At 62.6% G+C, this 17,222-nt stretch carries 14 protein-coding genes; 11 read left to right on the top strand and 3 right to left on the bottom strand.

What is annotated here, in order from left to right; all coding sequences use genetic code 11:
• The first annotated feature begins 39 nt into the window (after window positions 1-39).
• The 7 genes from GU3_RS12650 to GU3_RS12620 all read left to right on the top strand — a co-directional run bounded on the left by GU3_RS12650 (window position 40) and on the right by GU3_RS12620 (window position 8,579).
• Entirely contained in the window at window positions 40-795 is a 756-nt protein-coding gene (locus GU3_RS12650; RefSeq protein ID WP_050899411.1) for a M48 family metallopeptidase, read from the top strand.
• A complete protein-coding gene (locus GU3_RS12645; RefSeq protein ID WP_014292928.1) occupies window positions 795-1,724 on the top strand; it encodes an ROK family protein in 930 nt (309 codons plus the stop codon). The genes GU3_RS12650 and GU3_RS12645 overlap by 1 nt, the downstream gene beginning before the upstream one ends.
• Before the next feature lie 44 nt (window positions 1,725-1,768).
• Entirely contained in the window at window positions 1,769-2,380 is a 612-nt protein-coding gene (locus GU3_RS12640) for an FKBP-type peptidyl-prolyl cis-trans isomerase (protein ID WP_014292927.1), read from the top strand.
• A 139-nt stretch (window positions 2,381-2,519) separates the two neighbouring features.
• Window positions 2,520-3,332, top strand: coding sequence for a 4-hydroxy-tetrahydrodipicolinate reductase (dapB, locus tag GU3_RS12635; protein ID WP_014292926.1), 813 nt, complete (start codon window positions 2,520-2,522; stop codon window positions 3,330-3,332).
• A 401-nt stretch (window positions 3,333-3,733) separates the two neighbouring features.
• Window positions 3,734-4,870 carry a glutamine-hydrolyzing carbamoyl-phosphate synthase small subunit gene (gene carA / locus GU3_RS12630; protein WP_014292925.1) on the top strand — a complete coding sequence of 379 codons (1,137 nt, stop codon included), beginning with the start codon at window positions 3,734-3,736 and terminating at the stop codon, window positions 4,868-4,870.
• Window positions 4,871-4,886: 16 nt separating this feature from the next.
• Window positions 4,887-8,114: a carbamoyl-phosphate synthase large subunit gene (gene carB, locus GU3_RS12625; protein WP_014292924.1), complete on the top strand. Its 3,228-nt coding sequence runs from the start codon at window positions 4,887-4,889 to the stop codon at window positions 8,112-8,114.
• Window positions 8,115-8,375: 261 nt separating this feature from the next.
• On the top strand, window positions 8,376-8,579 hold the full coding sequence (locus tag GU3_RS12620) for a cold-shock protein (protein ID WP_014292923.1): 204 nt from the start codon (window positions 8,376-8,378) through the stop codon (window positions 8,577-8,579).
• 63 nt (window positions 8,580-8,642) lie between these two features.
• Here the strand turns inward: GU3_RS12620 and ansA are convergent, their stop codons facing one another.
• A complete protein-coding gene (ansA, locus tag GU3_RS12615) occupies window positions 8,643-9,662 on the bottom strand; it encodes an asparaginase (RefSeq protein WP_014292922.1) in 1,020 nt (339 codons plus the stop codon).
• Entirely contained in the window at window positions 9,663-11,498 is a 1,836-nt protein-coding gene (gene sppA / locus GU3_RS12610) for a signal peptide peptidase SppA (RefSeq protein ID WP_014292921.1), read from the bottom strand.
• A 182-nt stretch (window positions 11,499-11,680) separates the two neighbouring features.
• On the opposite strand from sppA, the gene GU3_RS12605 reads away from it, so the two are divergent.
• On the top strand, window positions 11,681-13,687 hold the full coding sequence (locus GU3_RS12605; RefSeq protein WP_014292920.1) for an NADPH-dependent 2,4-dienoyl-CoA reductase: 2,007 nt from the start codon (window positions 11,681-11,683) through the stop codon (window positions 13,685-13,687).
• 61 nt (window positions 13,688-13,748) lie between these two features.
• Window positions 13,749-14,303, top strand: coding sequence for an NAD(P)H nitroreductase (locus GU3_RS12600; RefSeq protein WP_014292919.1), 555 nt, complete (start codon window positions 13,749-13,751; stop codon window positions 14,301-14,303).
• A 38-nt stretch (window positions 14,304-14,341) separates the two neighbouring features.
• On the opposite strand, the gene mobA is transcribed toward GU3_RS12600, so the two are convergent.
• Window positions 14,342-14,932, bottom strand: a complete 591-nt coding sequence (gene mobA, locus GU3_RS12595; RefSeq protein ID WP_014292918.1) for a molybdenum cofactor guanylyltransferase MobA — start codon at window positions 14,930-14,932, stop codon at window positions 14,342-14,344.
• Between the two features lie 164 nt (window positions 14,933-15,096).
• Between mobA and GU3_RS12590 the strand changes: the two genes are divergently transcribed.
• On the top strand, window positions 15,097-16,305 hold the full coding sequence (locus GU3_RS12590; protein WP_014292917.1) for an MFS transporter: 1,209 nt from the start codon (window positions 15,097-15,099) through the stop codon (window positions 16,303-16,305).
• Between the two features lie 56 nt (window positions 16,306-16,361).
• A complete protein-coding gene (locus tag GU3_RS12585; RefSeq protein WP_014292916.1) occupies window positions 16,362-17,201 on the top strand; it encodes a DNA ligase in 840 nt (279 codons plus the stop codon).
• Window positions 17,202-17,222 lie beyond the last annotated feature (21 nt).

The following is a 17,222-nucleotide window of genomic DNA, read 5'->3' as shown; positions in this document are numbered from 1 at the left end:
GATGAGGCCATTGCCGTGCGTGCCATTCTACTTGCCCTGATGCTGGGCTCGCTGACCGCCTGTACCCAGTCCCCTACCGGCCGCAGCCAGGTGTTGTTGTTTTCCGAAAATGACATGCAGCGTTTGGGAGAACAATCCTTTGCCCAGTTGAAGGAGCAGGAAACCATCAGTGCCGATGGGGCACTCAACCGTTACGTCCAGTGCGTTACCAATCATCTGGTCGCCGAGGTGCCCGGCGGGGGGCAGTGGGAGGTGGTGTTGTTCGACTCCAAACAGGTCAATGCCTTTGCCCTGCCTGGCGGCAAGGTGGGGGTTTACAGCGGCCTGTTCACGGTGGCCGAAACCCAGGATCAGCTGGCCGCGGTGATCGGCCACGAAATAGCCCATGTACTGGCCCGCCACAGTAACGAGCGGGTGTCCCGTACCCAACTGACCAACATTGGCCTCAGTGCCGCCGACACGGCGCTGGGTCAGTCCGGTTTGCGTCAGCCGGCCATGGCGGCCCTGGGGCTGGGGGTACAGGTGGGCTACCTGCTGCCCTATGGCCGGGAGCAGGAAGCGGAAGCCGACCGGCTGGGGCTGCAGCTGATGGCCCGGGCGGGCTTTGATCCGCAGCAGTCCGTTGCCCTGTGGCGCAACATGTCGGCGCAGTCCGGCAGTCAGCCGCCGGAGCTGCTTTCTACTCACCCGTCACACGGTACCCGCATTCAGGGGCTGTCGGCACTGATGCCCGAGGCCAGCAACCTTTATATGCAGGCCCGCGCCCAGGGCAAGCAACCGGCCTGTCGTCGCTGATGCGGTACGGGTTTGATATCGGCGGCACCAAGACCGCCTTTGGCGTCTTTGACGAAAATGCCCATCTGCTTGAGACCACTCGCCAGGCCACGCCCGGCCACAGTTATGCGGCCTTTCTTGAACTGATCACCAGCCTGGTGAGGGAGGCCGATGAGCGACTGGGTGTTCGAGGGCGGGTGGGGCTTGGCTTTCCCGGCGTGCTGGACGCCGAGGGACGAATTCTGGCCCCCAATGTGCCGGCCATTCACGGCCGGGAGCTGCTGGCAGATCTGCAGGCACGGCTTAAGCGGCCCTTGTCTGGCGACAACGATGCCAACTGCTTTTTGCTGTCGGAGTACCACGGCGGCGCTGTAGCAGGCAGCCGTCTGGCCCTGGGCCTGACCCTGGGTACCGGCGTGGGCGGTGCGCTTATTCATGACGGCCGGCTGATGAGCAGCCGGCGGGGCGGCAGCGGCGAGTTTGGTCATGGCCCCATCGATGCCGGCCTGCTGGCGCGCCATGCCGGCCTGCCGCTGTTTGAATGCGGTTGTGGCCGTACCGCCTGTCTGGAAGCCTATGTGTCCGGTACCGGCCTGGCCCGGCTGTACCGTCACTGTGGCGGGGCGGAGCGCGACGGACAGGCCATCATCGCGGCCTGGCAGCGGGGCGAGCCCGCGGCGGCACGTTGCATGGACATCTATTTCGATGTGCTGGCGGCGGGACTGGGAGCGCTGATGACCCAGCTTGATCCCGATGCGGTGGTACTGGGGGGAAGCCTGGGGGAGGCGGCCTGGCTGCACGAGGCCCTGGCCCGGCGTCTGCCCGCACAGATGATGCGCGGGGTCCTCGCGGCCCCGGTGCACCGGCCGGTGTTTGGCGGTGCCGGCGGCATGCGCGGTGCGGCATTATTGGCCGGGCGGCCGGATTTGCCGTTCAGCTCGGGGGCGTAATTTGTTAGCATTAAGTCTTTGCACCCAAAAACAGAGGGAATCTCATGTCGTCATTTGAGACAGTAGAACAGAAAGCCAGCTATGGCATCGGCCGTCAGATCGGTGATCAACTGGCCCAGCAGCCGTTTGAAGGGCTGGACATTGCCGCCGTACAACAAGGGCTGGCCGACTCCCTCAACGGTGAAGAGTTTGCCGTATCCCGGGAAGACATCAATGCCGCCTTTGGCGTGATCACCGAGCGCATGAAGGCCGAGCAGGCCTCCCAGTCTGCCAAGGCCAAGGAAGAGGAAGCCGCCTTCCTGTCCGCCAACGCCGCCCGTGACGAAGTGCAGCAGACCGAGTCCGGCCTGCAGTACGAAGTGCTGGCCGAAGGTGAAGGCGCCACGCCCGCCGCCACCGACACCGTGCGCGTGCACTACCACGGCACCTTTATCGACGGCTCCGTCTTCGACAGCTCTGTGCTGCGTGGCGAACCGGCCCAGTTCCCGGTTAACGGCGTGATCAAGGGCTGGGTAGAAGCCCTGCAGCTGATGCCAGTTGGCTCCAAATGGAAGCTGTACGTACCCCATCACCTGGCTTATGGCGAGCAGGGTGCCGGCTCCATTCCGCCGTGCTCCACCCTGGTCTTTGAAGTGGAGCTGCTCGAGATCGCCTGATCCGGCAGCGTCTGAAAAAACCGGCAGCCGCCGGTTTTTTTATGGGCGCTTTTTGGCCCGGCGTAATTTGCAAGCGATGCGCATTCTGGCAAACTGCGCAACATTCGCATGAACATCATTGAATCAAGGGAAGACACGCATGACCAATCCGGTTCGCATCGCCATCGCCGGCTGTAACGGCCGCATGGGCAAGGTACTGGTTGAATCCGTAACCAACACTGACGGGGTGGTGCTGACCGCCGCCATCGAGCACGCCGGCTCCAGCGTGCTGGGTGCCGATGCCGGCGAGCTGGCCAACGTGGGCCGGCTGAATGTGCCGGTGACCGCCAGCCTGGCCGAGGTCATCGACAAGGTGGATGTGATCATCGACTTCACCCGGCCGGAAGCCACCCTGGCCAATATCGCTCTGGCCCAAGCCCACGGTAAGCGGCTGGTGATCGGCACCACCGGCTTTAGCGATGAGCAGAAGGCCGAGATCCAGGCCGCCACCGCCCATACCGCCATGGTGATGGCCTCCAACTACAGCGTGGGCGTCAACCTGGTGTTCAAGCTGCTGGAGCAGGCGGCGAAAGTCATGGGCGATTACACCGACATCGAAATCATTGAGGCTCACCACCGCCACAAGGTGGATGCGCCGTCCGGCACCGCGCTCAGCATGGGGGAAGTGATCGCCAATACCCTGGGACGCGATCTCAAGGCCTGCGCCGTGTACGGCCGTGAGGGCATTACCGGCGAGCGGGATCCGAACACCATCGGTTTTGCCACCATTCGTGCCGGCGACGTGGTGGGCGAGCATACCGCCCTGTTTGCGGACATCGGCGAGCGGGTGGAGATCACCCACAAGGCGTCCAACCGGCTGACCTTCGCCAACGGTGCCGTGCGGGCGGCGGCCTGGATTGCCGGCCAGCCTGCCGGTCTGTTCGATATGCAGGATGTACTGGGGCTAAAATAAGCAGTCATTGTCCCATCTGAAGCCAGGCTGGCTCCCGCGGGCCGGTCTGGTTGCTTACTTTTTTCATGGGTCTGGTTTATCTGCTTGTTTTGTAAGTGTTTTTTTTGTATTTTTTACTTTTTCGGTAGCTTCGCGTAAAGATTGTTTCAAGTCGTTGTTTTTTCCCCTGTTCTGCGTTCTCCCCTTGTTTTTATGCTTGCCTTTTGAGTTTTTATGCGCGAAGCGCTCGATTGTTCGGCTTTCGGTGGCTGGGATCACAAAAAAGTTTGTCGAAAACGACGCATCCAGATAAAATACACAGAATTTGCCCAGTATTAGCCGAGATGCAGTAAAATTTTTTGTCTGTAACTCGGGACAGCCAGGTAAATTGTTGATTTATAAGAATTAACTTGGAGGTTGTCTTGAATCACTCAGCGCTGCTCGTATTGGAAGATGGCTCGGTCTTCCGCGGTACAGCCATTGGCGCCGACGGTTGTGCCGTTGGTGAGGTGGTATTCAACACGTCAATGACGGGATACCAGGAAATACTCACCGATCCATCCTACGCACGCCAGATCGTCACGCTCACTTATCCTCATATAGGCAATACCGGCACTAACGCCGAAGATGAAGAGTCCGACCGGGTTCACGCCCAGGGGCTGATCATTCGCGATCTTCCGCTGATCGCCTCCAGTTTCCGCAATCAGCGCACCCTGTCTGACTATCTCAAGGCTCACAACATAGTGGGTATTGCCGATATCGATACCCGCAAGCTGACTCGCATTCTGCGCGAAAAAGGCGCTCAGGCCGGCTGCATTCTGGCAGGAGCCGACCTCGATGACGCCAAGGCCCTGGCCGAAGCCAAAGGCTTTCCCGGTCTCAAGGGCATGGATCTGGCCAAGGTGGTGTCCACTGCCAGCCGGTACGAGTGGCGGGAAGGCAGCTGGCAACTGGGCCAGGGTCACAGCCAGCCCACCGACGCCGAGCTGCCCTACCATGTGGTGGCCTACGACTTCGGTGCCAAGCGCAACATTCTGCGCATGCTGGTGGACCGCGGCTGCCGCCTGACCGTGGTGCCCGCCCAGACCCCGGCCGCCGAGGTGCTGGCCTTGAATCCGGACGGCATCTTCCTGTCCAACGGCCCCGGCGATCCCGAGCCCTGCGATTACGCCATCGAGGCCATCAAGACCTTCCTGGAAACCGACATTCCGGTGTTTGGCATCTGCCTGGGTCACCAGCTGCTGGGCCTGGCCAGTGGGGCCAAAACCGTGAAAATGGGTCACGGTCACCACGGTGCCAACCACCCGGTGAAGGATCTGGACCGCAACGTGGTGATGATCACCTCCCAGAACCACGGTTTTGCGGTCGACGGCGACAGCCTGCCCGAGAACCTGCGCGCCACCCATGTGTCCCTGTTCGACGGCACCCTGCAGGGCGTGCACCGCACCGACAAGCCGGCGTTCTCCTTTCAGGGGCACCCCGAGGCGAGCCCGGGCCCCCACGACGCAGCCCCGCTGTTTGACCATTTTATCGAGCTGATCCAGAAGTACCGCGCATAAGGAGTAGGGTAGAGTCATGCCAAAACGTACAGACATACAGAGCATTCTGATCCTGGGCGCCGGCCCCATCGTGATCGGCCAGGCCTGTGAATTCGACTACTCCGGCGCTCAGGCCTGCAAGGCCCTGCGTGAAGAAGGCTACCGCGTCATTCTGGTGAACTCCAACCCGGCCACCATCATGACCGATCCGGAGATGGCCGACGCCACCTACATCGAACCCATCGACTGGCAGGTAGTGCGCAAGATCATCGAGAAGGAGCGTCCGGATGCGGTGCTGCCCACCATGGGTGGCCAGACCGCGCTGAACTGCGCCCTGGAGCTGGAAAAGCACGGCGTGCTGGAAGAGTTCGGTGTGGAAATGATCGGCGCCACCGCCGACGCCATCGACAAGGCGGAAGATCGTCACCGTTTCGACCAGGCCATGAAGCGCATCGGCCTGGAATGCCCCCGTGCCGGCATTGCCCACAACATGGACGAAGCCTACGGCGTGCTGGAACAGGTGGGTTTCCCCTGTATCATTCGTCCCAGCTTCACCATGGGCGGCACCGGCGGCGGGATCGCCTACAACCGGGAAGAATTTGAAGAAATTTGTACCCGTGGTCTGGACCTGTCGCCCACCAACGAGCTGCTGATCGATGAATCCCTGATCGGCTGGAAAGAATACGAGATGGAAGTGGTGCGGGATCGCAACGACAACTGCATCATCGTCTGCGCCATCGAAAACTTCGACGCCATGGGCGTGCACACCGGTGACTCCATTACCGTGGCGCCGGCCCAGACCCTGACCGACAAGGAATACCAGCTGATGCGCAACGCCTCCATGGCGGTGCTGCGTGAAATCGGCGTGGAAACCGGCGGCTCCAACGTGCAGTTTGGTGTCAACCCAAAAGACGGTCGCATGGTCATCATCGAGATGAACCCCCGGGTGTCCCGCTCGTCCGCCCTGGCGTCCAAGGCCACCGGCTTCCCCATTGCCAAGATTGCCGCCAAGCTGGCCATCGGCTACACCCTGGACGAACTGCAGAACGACATCACCGGCGGTCTGACCCCGGCGTCCTTTGAGCCGGCCATCGACTACGTGGTCACCAAGATCCCGCGTTTCAACTTCGAGAAGTTCGCCGGCGCCAACGATCGCCTGACCACCCAGATGAAGTCGGTGGGTGAGGTGATGGCCATCGGTCGAAACTTCCAGGAATCGGTACAGAAGGCCCTGCGGGGCCTGGAAACCGGCATGAATGGCTTCGACCCCGTGGTGGACCTGAACGATCCGGAAAGCCTGGCCCGCATTCGCCACGAGCTGCAGGATCCGGGTGCCGAGCGTATCTGGTACATCGCCGATGCCTTCCGCGCCGGCATGAGCGTGGACGGCGTGTTCAAGCTGACCAACGTCGACCGCTGGTTCCTGGTGCAGATTGAAGAGCTGGTGAAGCTGGAAGAGCAGGTCAAGGAAGTAGGCATGGCCGGCCTGACCCCCGAGCTGCTGCGGGCGCTGAAGCGCAAGGGCTTTGCCGATGCGCGTCTGGGCAAGCTGCTGGGCGTGGCCGAGGGCGAAGTGCGCAAGCTGCGTCACCGCCATGAAATCTTCCCGGTATACAAGCGGGTGGACACCTGTGCCGCCGAGTTTGCCACCAACACCGCCTACATGTACTCCAGCTACGACGAGGAGTGCGAGGCCAATCCGTCCGACAAGGACAAGATCATTGTGCTGGGCGGCGGTCCCAACCGTATCGGTCAGGGCATCGAGTTCGACTACTGCTGCGTGCACGCCTCCCTGGCCCTGCGCGAAGACGGTTACGAGACCATCATGGTCAACTGTAACCCGGAAACCGTGTCCACCGATTACGACACCTCCGACCGTCTCTACTTTGAGCCGGTGACCCTGGAGGACGTGCTCGAAATCGTGCGGGTGGAGCAGCCCAAGGGCGTGATCGTGCAGTACGGCGGCCAGACCCCGCTGAAACTGGCCCGTGCCCTGGAAGCCGCCGGTGTGCCCATTATCGGCACCAGCCCCGACGCCATTGACCGGGCCGAAGACCGGGAGCGGTTCCAGCAGGCGGTGGACCGTCTGGGCCTCAAGCAGCCCCAGAACGCCACCGTGACCGCCCTGGATCAGGCGGTGAACCTGGCCGTGGACATCGGTTACCCGCTGGTGGTGCGTCCGTCCTACGTACTGGGCGGCCGGGCCATGGAAATCGTCTATGACGAGCAGGACCTGCGCCGTTACTTCAACGAGGCGGTGAGCGTGTCCAACGAGTCGCCGGTGCTGCTGGATCGCTTCCTGGACGACGCCACCGAGGTGGACATCGACGCCATCTGCGACGGCAAGGACGTGGTTATCGGCGGCATCATGGAGCACATCGAGCAGGCCGGCGTGCACTCCGGCGACTCCGGTTGCTCGCTGCCGCCCTACACCCTGAGCCAGTCCATTCAGGACGAGATGCGCGAGCAGGTGCGCAAGCTGGCCCTGGAGCTGGGTGTGGTGGGCCTGATGAACGTGCAGTTCGCGGTCAAAGGCAACGACATTTACCTCATCGAGGTGAACCCCCGTGCCGCCCGTACCGTGCCCTTCGTGTCCAAGGCCACCGGCGTGCCTCTGGCCAAGGTGGCCGCCCGGGCCATGGCTGGCAAGTCGCTGGTGGAGCAGGGCGTGACCGAGGAAATCATTCCGCCTTACTACTCCGTCAAGGAAGTGGTGCTGCCGTTCAACAAGTTCCCCGGCGTTGACCCGCTGCTGGGCCCGGAAATGCGCTCCACCGGTGAGGTGATGGGCGTGGGCGAGACCTTCGCCGAGGCCTTTGGCAAGGCCCACCTGGGCGCCGGCAAGGCGGTACCGAAGGAAGGCCGTGCCCTGCTGTCGGTGCGCCACAGTGACAAGCAGCGGGTGGTGGATCTGGCCGCCAGCCTGATCGAGGCCGGTTACCAGATTGATGCGACCCATGGCACCGCCGTGGTGCTGGGCGAAGCCAACATCAACCCGCGTCTGGTGAACAAGGTGCACGAAGGTCGTCCGCACATTCTGGACAGGATCAAGAACAACGAGTACAGCTACATCGTGAATACCGCCGAGGGCCGTCAGGCCATCGAGGATTCCCGTCAGCTGCGCCGCGGTGCCCTGGCCCAGAAGCTGTCCTACACCACCACCCTGAACGGGGCCTTTGCCACCGTGATGGCGATGGCCCACGACGCTACCGAGTCGGTGATCTCCGTGCAGGAAATGCACGCCCGGGTGGCCAACGGCAAATAAGCCGCCGGCATACCCAATGCAAAAGGCGCCTGCGGGCGCCTTTTTGTTGTTGTATAAATTTTATTCGGCTTATTTTGCCGATAGTGTTTGACGCCATCCCCCCACTGCCGTAGAGTGCACCTCAGCAAGATTCTCAAGTCAGCGCAGCATCAGTACATTGTTGGTCCCTTACGGTTCTTCAGTCACCACGCTTCCCTTATTTGATATTTATTGCGGTTCCGGGCATTTGCCCATTCATATGTTTAAAAAAGGTAAGTATACATGGCTACTGGCACTGTAAAATGGTTCAACGAGTCCAAAGGTTTTGGTTTCATCACTCCCGCTGACGGTGGCAAGGATCTGTTTGCCCACTTCTCCGAGATCGTTGGCAGCGGTTTCAAAACCCTGGCCGAAGGTCAGCAGGTATCCTACACCCCAGCTCAGGGTGCCAAGGGTCCTCAGGCGTCTCAAATCCAGGTGCTGTAATTATCTTCGGATAATATCAGACCATAAAAAACCCGCTTCGGCGGGTTTTTTTATGCCTGTCGATCAGCTTGTCGGCGGGGTGAGCTCGCCGCGCAGGCTCTGTCCCATCAAGAGACGGATTTCCTCGGGGGGCAGGCCCTTGCTCAGCAGGTAGTGCAGTTTAGTCAGGGCCGCTTCCGTGGTCATGTCATAGCCCGAAATTACCCCGGCGTCGGCCAGCGCCTTGCCGGTGGCGTAACCTTCCATGTTTACCGAGCCACGCAGGCACTGGGTGAGGTTGACGATGATCACCCCCCGGGCCGAGGCCTCGGTCAGCAGCTTGAGCATGGCCTCGTTCTGGGGCGCATTGCCCACCCCGTAAGACAGCAGCAGCAAGGCCTTTACCGGCTGGCGCAACAGGTTGGCGATGACCTCGGGGCTGATGCCGGGATAGAGGGTCACCACGCCGATGGGCTGAGGGGTGATAGGGCTGACATTAAGTGGCTTGCCGCTGGGCTGGCTGAGCTTGCCGCTTTCAAGGCTGATATGAATGCCGGCGTTGAGCAGGGGCGGAAAGTTGGGGGAGTCAAAGGCGTTGAAGCCATCGGCATGCACCTTGCTGGCCCGGTTGCCTCGGAACAGCCGGTTGTTGAAAAACAGCCCCACCTCGTGAATGGGGTATTCGGCGGCGATGTAGAGGGCGTTGAGCAGGTTGTTTCGCCCGTCGGAGCGCAGCTCCACCAGGGGGATCTGGGAGCCGGTGACGATCACCGGCTTGTCGAGATCCTCCAGCATGAACGACAGTGCCGAGGCGGTAAAGGCCATGGTGTCGGTGCCGTGCAACACCACGAAGCCGTCATACTGATCGTAATGGGCGCGAATGTCGTCGGCGATGCGCTGCCAGTCGGCGGGGGTCATGTCGGAGGAGTCGATCAGGGGATCGTACTCGCTGATGTGGTAGGCCGGCATTTCCGGGCGGTGCAGCTCGGGGGTGGCGGCCAGGCTGTTGGTCATAAAGCCCGCCAGGGGCACATAGCCCTTGGCGGATTTCTGCATGCCGATGGTGCCGCCGGTATAGGCGATGTAGATTTTTTTGCGGTTCATTCAAAACTCCTGGCATTCGACGCACAGCACATACTGGCCGCGAACGTCGTTAAAACGGGACAGCGCATCCAGCTCGTTACCCAGTTGCACGCCGGCGGGGCGCAGCACCTCGGGCAGGGCGCTTTCCATCAGCCCGCGGGCATCAAGATTGGAGGTCAGCAGCTGGTCCATCAGTAATTCCTTGGGAGAGCGGGGCAGTTGTATCCGTTTCAGTCGGTACTCGGCCAGTCCGGCCAGCTCGGCAGCCCCGGCCAGGGCGTCATCCAGATAGCCCAGCTCGTCCACCAGTCCCAGGGCCTGGGCATCGGTGCCGGTCCAGACGTGTCCCTGGGCGGCTGCTTCCACTTGTCTGGGCTCTAGCTCACGGCCTTCGGCCACCAGGGTAACGAAGCGCTCATAGGTGTGCTCAACCCCGAGCTGGATCAGCTCCTGGGCGTGTTCCGGCAGGCCGGTGGTCAGGCCGGCACCGACAAAATCGGTGGTGCCCACGCCGTCGGTATTGAGGCCGAGTTTTTCCAGGGCATCTTCAAAGGTGAGAAACAGGCCAAACACGCCGATGGAGCCGGTGAGGGTGGTGGGGGCGGCGTAGATTTTGTCGGCATCGGCGGCAATCCAGTAGCCTCCCGAGGCGGCGGTGCTGCCCATGGAGACCACCAGTGGCTTGCCGCTTTGCTTGAAGCGCAGCAGGGCGGCGCGGATCTGCTCGGCGGCGAAGGCGCTGCCGCCGGGGCTGTCGATACGCAGCACCAGGGCGTTGATCTCGTGGTCGCGGCGGGCCTGGTCGATGAGCTTGCCGAGCTGTTCGTCGCTGATGGTATTGGGTGCCGGCTCGCCGCTCATGATGGCACCACTGGCGGTGATCAGTCCCACCGCCGGGGCGGTATTGCCGGTCTCGGCACGATGGGCCAGATAGCGGCTCACGCCCAGGCTCTGATAGCTGTCGGCGCTGTGATCCCAGCCCACCTGCTTGCCGACGTGGCGCAGCATGTCGTGGCGGGTGGCGAGCTGGTCGACCAGCCCCTGTTCCAGGGCATAGCGGGCCGGATCACCGCCCACGGCGCGAAAACGGCTTAGCAGCAGCTCCTTGCCCGGGCTGATGTGATCGGCGGGAATGTTGCGCAGGGTGCTGACGTTGTCCTGGTAGTGGCGCCACAGCTGGCCCAGCCAGCGCAGGGCGTCTTCCCGGCTTTCATCGGACATGTCGTCGCGCAGATAAGGCTCCACGAACGACTTGTAGGTACCGACCCGGAACACATGGGGGGTGATGTCAAAGCGTTCAAAGGCCGACTTGTAGTGCAGCCGGTACACGCCCAGGCCCTGTATGGTGACGGCCCCGGCCGGGTTCAGCCAGATCTCGTCGGCGTGGGCCGCCAGGTAATACTGGCCCTGAGTGTAGTAATCGCCAATGGCATACACCGGTTTACCCGAGGTTTTGAAGCTTTCCAGGGCCGCGCCGATTTCATCCAGTTTGGTCAGGCTGGACTCACTCATGTTCTGCAGCCTGAGTACCACCGCCTTGATGCGGTCATCAACGCGGGCCTGGTTCAGGGCTTCCTTGATCTGCCCCAGGGTCAGGGCGGGTGGTGCCTGGTCACCGGCCAGCCACTTGTTCAGCAGTCGCCGCGGGCTGGCCTGAGCGTCCTGCTCCAGTACCGCGCCGTTGATTTCCAGGGTCAGGGCGGCACTGGCCGGCAGGGTAGGCGCTTCCTTCTCGCTGAAAAAAATAATGAACACGGACAGCAGGGCCAGCAGGAAAAACAGATTGATGAGTACGGTGCGAAGTACGCTCAGCACCCGGCCCAGGGTGCGAAACAACCACTTGATGGCAGACCACATAGCAACGCCTTAAAAAAGAGGGTCGAATTTGCCCATTATGGCGTGGCGCTGTTCACATTGCCATGGATGGCCCCGCTAACTGTGAGCGCTTCACGAAAAATGCGAATAAAACGCCTGTTTGAAAAAAAGCAGGCCATCCACTAGCCTGACGAAGCCACTACAGCCCTGCTTCCGGAGACCTTATGCGGCCGTATCCTCACTTGTTTACGCCCCTGGATCTGGGGTTCACCACCCTGAAAAACCGGGTGATCATGGGCGCCATGCACACCGGGCTGGAAGAAACGCGCGGCGGCGCTGACAAGCTCGCCGCCTTTTACCGTGAGCGCGCCGAAGGCGGCGTGGCACTGATCATCACCGGTGGCATCGCGCCCAGCCTGCGGGGCCGGCTCAAGCTCCATGGACCCCAGCTGAGTTTTTGCTGGCAGCTGAACCATCATCGAAAAATCACTCGGGCGGTGCACGAGGCCGGCGGCAACATCGCCCTGCAGATATTGCATGCCGGACGCTATGCCGTTCACCCCTTTGCCGAGGCCCCCTCGGCAGGGCGCTCGCCCATCAGCCCGTTCAGGGCCCGGGCCATGAGCGAGCGGCGCATTCGCCGCTGTATTGCCGATTTTGCCCGCACCGCGGCCCTGGCCAGAGAGGCCGGCTACGACGGGGTGGAAATCATGGGCTCCGAAGGCTACCTCATCAATCAGTTCCTGTGTCCGCGCACCAACCACAGGGCCGATGCCTGGGGTGGCGGCAGTGATCAACGGCAGCGGCTGGCGCTGGAGATAGTGCGAGAGACGCGGGCGCGGGTGGGCGCAGACTTTATTATCATCTTTCGCCTGTCCATGCTCGATCTGGTCGAACAGGGCTCGAGCCTGGATGAGGTGATTGCGCTGGGCCAGGCCCTGGAGCGGGCGGGAGTCACCATGATTAACACCGGCATCGGCTGGCATGAGGCACGGGTGCCCACCATTGCCAGCAATGTGCCCCGGGCCGCCTTCGGCTGGATCACCGCGCGGCTTAAACAGGCGCTGACGATACCGGTGGTGGCCACCAACCGCATTAATACCCCTGAGGTGGCTGACACCATGCTCGCCGCGGGGCAGGCGGATCTGGTGTGTCTGGCCCGGCCCTTGCTTGCGGACCCTCGCTTTGTGGCCAAGAGCGAGGCGGGCACCCCCGAGCGCATCAACACCTGTATTGCCTGTAACCAGGCCTGCCTCGATCGGGTGTTTGAGGGCCAGCGGGCCAGCTGCCTGGTGAATCCCTTTGCCTGTTATGAAACCGAGCTGACCATGACACCGGCTCCCAGATCAAAGCGGCTGGCGGTGGTGGGCGCCGGGCCGGCCGGGCTGGCCTTTGCCTGCACCGCCGCCGAGCGGGGGCACAGCGTGACCCTGTTTGAACGTAGCAGTGACATTGGCGGCCAGTTCAATCTTGCCCGGCAAATTCCCGGCAAGGCGGAGTTTGCCGAAACCCTGCGCTATTTTCGCTACCGCCTGCAGGAAACGGGGGTGACGCTCAGGCTCAATACCGAGGCCGGGCTCGAGCATCTGCAGAACTTTGATGAGGTGGTGCTGGCCACCGGAGTGCGTCCGCGCCGGCCCGGCATCAGCGGCATCGAACATGGCCGTGTGCTGAGTTATTCCCAAGTGCTGAGCGGACAGGCCGCCGTGGGCCGGCGGGTGGCCATTATCGGCGCCGGCGGCATCGGGGTGGATCTGGCCCAGTACCTGGTGGCGGAGCCTGTGCCCTCCTTGCCAGACTGGCTGGCGGAGTGGGGCATTGATATGGCGTACCGCGCGCCCGGTGCCCTGATGCCACCGCAAAAACCAGCTGCGGCACGACAACTGTGGCTGTTGCAGCGCAGCCCGGGAGAGCCCGGCCGCGGCCAGGGCAAAACCACCGGCTGGATCCACAAAGCCAGCCTGCGCCACCATGGGGTGCAACTGTGGGGGGGCGTGCGTTACCTGCGCATCGACGATCAAGGACTGCATATCGAGCGCCATGGTCAGGTCATGTGTCTGGCCGTGGATAACATTATTCTCTGTGCCGGCCAGGAGCCGGAGCGGACCTTGCTGCCGGCGCTGGAGCGGGCGGGACGGCGTGTTCACCTGATCGGCGGTGCCGAGGTGGCCGCCGAGCTCGACGCTCAGCGAGCCATTCGTCAGGGGACCGGGCTTGCCATGAGGCTGTAGAGGCTTTATGCCCGAAGCGCGGGCTGTTAAGGTAGCGCGGTCTCAAAACAGGAGTAAAAAAATGGATGCACTGGAACTGTTACTGAACCGCCACTCCAACCCCCGGCTGGTGGCGCCGGCGCCTGCCGGTGAGCAACTCAACACCCTGTTCCGCGCGGCCCTGCGCGCGCCGGATCACGCCGCACTCACTCCCTGGGAATTTATTGTGTTTGAAGGCGAGCAGCGCCGGGCCCTGGGCGAGGTGCTGGCGGCGGCGGCCGAGGCGAAGGGAGAGAGCGCAGACGCCATCGACAAGGCCCGCAATGCGCCCCTGCGCGCCCCCATGGTGATCACCGTGGTGGCCAAGATCAAGGAGCATGACAAGGTGCCCCGTCTGGAGCAGGAGCTGTCCGCCGGTTGCGCCCTGATGGCCATGCAGATGGCGGCCCAGAGCATGGGCTTTAACGGCATCTGGCGTACCGGCTGGTTCGCCTTTGACCGGGGAGTGCATGATGCACTGGGACTGGCAGAGCAGGATCAGATTGTCGGCTTTCTGTATCTGGGCACGCCGGAAGTGGCGGTACGCAAGCTGCCCGAGCGGGACCCGGCCCAGTTCGTGCGCTATTTCGGCCGTTAATAAAAGGGCGGCATCATGTAAACAATGACGCCCCTTTTTTACGTCTTACGCCGCTGTTCCAGCGCGACCAGGGCTTCGGGGGTATTGAGGTTGTAAAAGGCGTCGGCCTGGTCGCTGAAGTCCACCGGCACCAGCTGGTGGCGCTCATACCACAACTGCAGCTTGCGATCGCCGCCGTCCAGATAGTTGCACAGGGAAGGCAGCAAGGACTGGTGAATCAGTGCCGTGGCGGCGTGCAGCTGGGTGCCGTCGTCCACCACCGCTATCTGATCGTGGCGGTGCACGGCGGCGCACAGCCGGGCGGCCAGATCGGCGGGCACCAGCGGGCTGTCGCAGGGCACGAACAGGACCCACTCGCTGGGGGCGTGGCTGAGTCCGGCCTCAAACCCGGCCAGGGGGCCGGCAAACTGGTAACCGTCGTCGGGGATCACCCTGGCCAATTCCCGGTAATGTTCCAGGTTGCGGTTGGCATTGATCAGCACCTGGCCCACCTGGGGCGCCAGCCGCTCCAGAACATGGCTGACCAGAGGCCGGCCCCACAGGGGCAGCAGGCCCTTGTCGGCGCCCTGCATGCGCCGCCCCCGGCCGCCGGCCAGGATCACCGCGGTAATGTCTTTCGGATCCAGCATAATCCCTTCCGTTTTAATGATTTTCCCAAGAATTTTAACCTGTTATGTACCGGGATGTGAGTGCTTCGGTCACACATTCCGGTGATTTAATGGCTTGAGCCGAACGCACTTCGCTCCTACCATGACAGGTTTTACGCCGTCCTACACCACAAGGTATAACCACCATGAGCACGTCCTCCGTCAGTGATGATCCCTTTTACGGCCGCCCTCTGGTCGCCATGCTGGCGGTGTTCGCCCTGCTGCTGGCCGCCGCCAACCTGCGCGGCGGCATTGTGGTGGTGGGGCCCCTGGTTGAGCAAATTCGCGCCAGCCTGGCCATCAGCGCCAGCGCCTTCAGCCTGCTGACCACACTGCCGTTGCTGTGTTTCGGGATCATTTCCCTCTGTGTGCCGGCGCTTTCCAGACGTTGGTCCCCCCAGGTGCTGGCCATCGGCGGCTTGTTGATCATCAGCCTGGGCGTCGTGTTGCGGCTGGCCGATGACTATGGGGTGGTGCTGGCGGGTACCCTGCTGCTGGGTGCCGCCATCGCCCTGCTTAATGTCCTTATCCCGGGTCTGGTCAAGGCGTTTTTTCCGCGCAAGGTGGGGCTGATGACCGGGCTTTACTCGGTGACCCTGAGCACCGGCGCCGGGCTGGGGGTGTATCTGGCGGTGCCGCTGCTGGAGCACTTTGGAAGCTGGCATTATCCGGTGGCCCTGTGGGCGGTGTTGCCGTTGTTGTGTGTGCTGTGCTGGCTGCCCATGCTCAGGGTGAAAGGCGTGGGGCGCCCGGCCAACCCGATCAAGATAAGCCTGTGGCGTGACAAGCTGGCCTGGGCCATTACCTTCTATATGGGGCTGCAGTCGTTTTACTTTTACTCCATGGCCACCTGGCTGCCCAAAATCCTGCTGGAAAGCGGCCTGGATGCCCATGAGGCCGGTACCGCCACCGCCCTGATCAACCTGGTGAGCATTCCGTTTAATTTTCTGGTGCCCATACTGGCGGCGCGCATGGCGAATCAGCGCCCCCTGGTGCTGGGTATTTTTCTTGCCTCTTTTCTGGGCATAACCGGCCTCTGGTGGCAACCGGCCGCCGCGCCACTGCTGTGGGCGTCGCTGATTGGGGTGGGCTGTGGCGGTGCCCTCAGCCTGGCGCTGTCGTTTTTTGTGCTGCGGGCCGCCAACACCGCCCAGGCCACGGCACTGTCGGCCATGGCCCAGAGCATCGGCTACCTGCTGGCGGCGGCCGGTCCGGCGGCGCTGGGAGTGATGCGCGATGTGGAAGGCGCCTGGCAGGGAGCACTACTCTTGATGATGGCCCTGCAGCTGTTGCAGCTGGGCTGTGGCTGGGGAGCGGCCCGGGCCGTGAATGTGGTCCCCGATCAGCATAAATAACGGCTGTTTGTTGTACAGCGGCTAAACTTTGCCGCAAAAACAACAAGGAGCACGCGATGAAACCCCTTCCGTTGGTATTACCGCTGTTATGGCTGGGCGTGCCGGCGCCTGCCGACGCCGAAGCGCCGCCGCTGCAACTGGCGGCCGATTATGCCCCTCATCACAACCCGGCCGACTACCTGGTGAGCGAAAAACTCGACGGTGTTCGAGCGTACTGGAACGGCCGGCAACTGGTGTCGAGAGGGGGGCATGCCTTTTCGGCACCCGACTGGTTTGTGGCCGGTTTTCCCGCCACCCCGCTGGACGGCGAGCTGTGGCTGGGCCGGGGACGTTTTGCCGAGCTGTCGGCGGCGGTACGCCGTTTTGAGCCGGTGGAAGACGAGTGGCGCGAAATTCGCTTTATGGTGTTTGACCTGCCCGCCAGCGAACTGCCGTTTGCGGCCCGGGTAGCGGCACTGGAGCGTCTGGCCGGCACCCTCACCACCCCCTACCTGCAACGGGTGCAGCATCACGCCCTGGCCGATGCCGCCGCCCTGGCGGCACGGCTGGATGAAGTGGAAAGCGAGGGCGGTGAGGGACTGATGCTGCGCCACCGGCAGAGCCGCTATGTGCCGGAACGTAATCAGGACTTGCTCAAGCTCAAACGCTTCCAGGACGCCGAGGCCAGGGTGCTGGCGCAACTGCCGGGGCAGGGCAGGCTTGAGGGCATGATGGGAGCCCTGCTGGTAGAAACGGTCGACGGCCGTCGCTTCAAGCTGGGCACCGGCTTCAGTGATGAACAGCGCCGCCATCCACCGGCGCCGGGCACCCTGGTGACCTACCGCTACCGGGGCGAAACCGCCACCGGACTGCCGCGCTTCGCCAGCTTCTGGCGGGTGCGCGATGAGACTCCCTGAGGCTGGAGCTCCCGGTGTCGG

This window comes from Oceanimonas sp. GK1, assembly GCF_000243075.1.
Classification (GTDB): domain Bacteria; phylum Pseudomonadota; class Gammaproteobacteria; order Enterobacterales; family Aeromonadaceae; genus Oceanimonas.
Note: the sequence above shows the minus strand (reverse complement) of the source record. Positions and strands in the feature narration are given on the sequence as shown.

Excerpts from the sequence above, each read along its gene's own strand:
- GU3_RS12650 (WP_050899411.1), top strand. The coding sequence starts at position 40 with ATGCTGGGCTCGCTGACCGCCTGTACCCAGTCCCCTACCGGCCGCAGC.
- GU3_RS12645 (WP_014292928.1), top strand. The coding sequence starts at position 795 with ATGCGGTACGGGTTTGATATCGGCGGCACCAAGACCGCCTTTGGCGTC.
- GU3_RS12640 (WP_014292927.1), top strand. The coding sequence starts at position 1,769 with ATGTCGTCATTTGAGACAGTAGAACAGAAAGCCAGCTATGGCATCGGC.
- dapB (WP_014292926.1), top strand. The coding sequence starts at position 2,520 with ATGACCAATCCGGTTCGCATCGCCATCGCCGGCTGTAACGGCCGCATG.
- carB (WP_014292924.1), top strand. The coding sequence starts at position 4,887 with ATGCCAAAACGTACAGACATACAGAGCATTCTGATCCTGGGCGCCGGC.
- GU3_RS12620 (WP_014292923.1), top strand. The coding sequence starts at position 8,376 with ATGGCTACTGGCACTGTAAAATGGTTCAACGAGTCCAAAGGTTTTGGT.
- ansA (WP_014292922.1), bottom strand. The coding sequence starts at position 9,662 with ATGAACCGCAAAAAAATCTACATCGCCTATACCGGCGGCACCATCGGC.
- sppA (WP_014292921.1), bottom strand. The coding sequence starts at position 11,498 with ATGTGGTCTGCCATCAAGTGGTTGTTTCGCACCCTGGGCCGGGTGCTG.
- GU3_RS12605 (WP_014292920.1), top strand. The coding sequence starts at position 11,681 with ATGCGGCCGTATCCTCACTTGTTTACGCCCCTGGATCTGGGGTTCACC.
- GU3_RS12600 (WP_014292919.1), top strand. The coding sequence starts at position 13,749 with ATGGATGCACTGGAACTGTTACTGAACCGCCACTCCAACCCCCGGCTG.
- mobA (WP_014292918.1), bottom strand. The coding sequence starts at position 14,932 with ATGCTGGATCCGAAAGACATTACCGCGGTGATCCTGGCCGGCGGCCGG.
- GU3_RS12590 (WP_014292917.1), top strand. The coding sequence starts at position 15,097 with ATGAGCACGTCCTCCGTCAGTGATGATCCCTTTTACGGCCGCCCTCTG.
- GU3_RS12585 (WP_014292916.1), top strand. The coding sequence starts at position 16,362 with ATGAAACCCCTTCCGTTGGTATTACCGCTGTTATGGCTGGGCGTGCCG.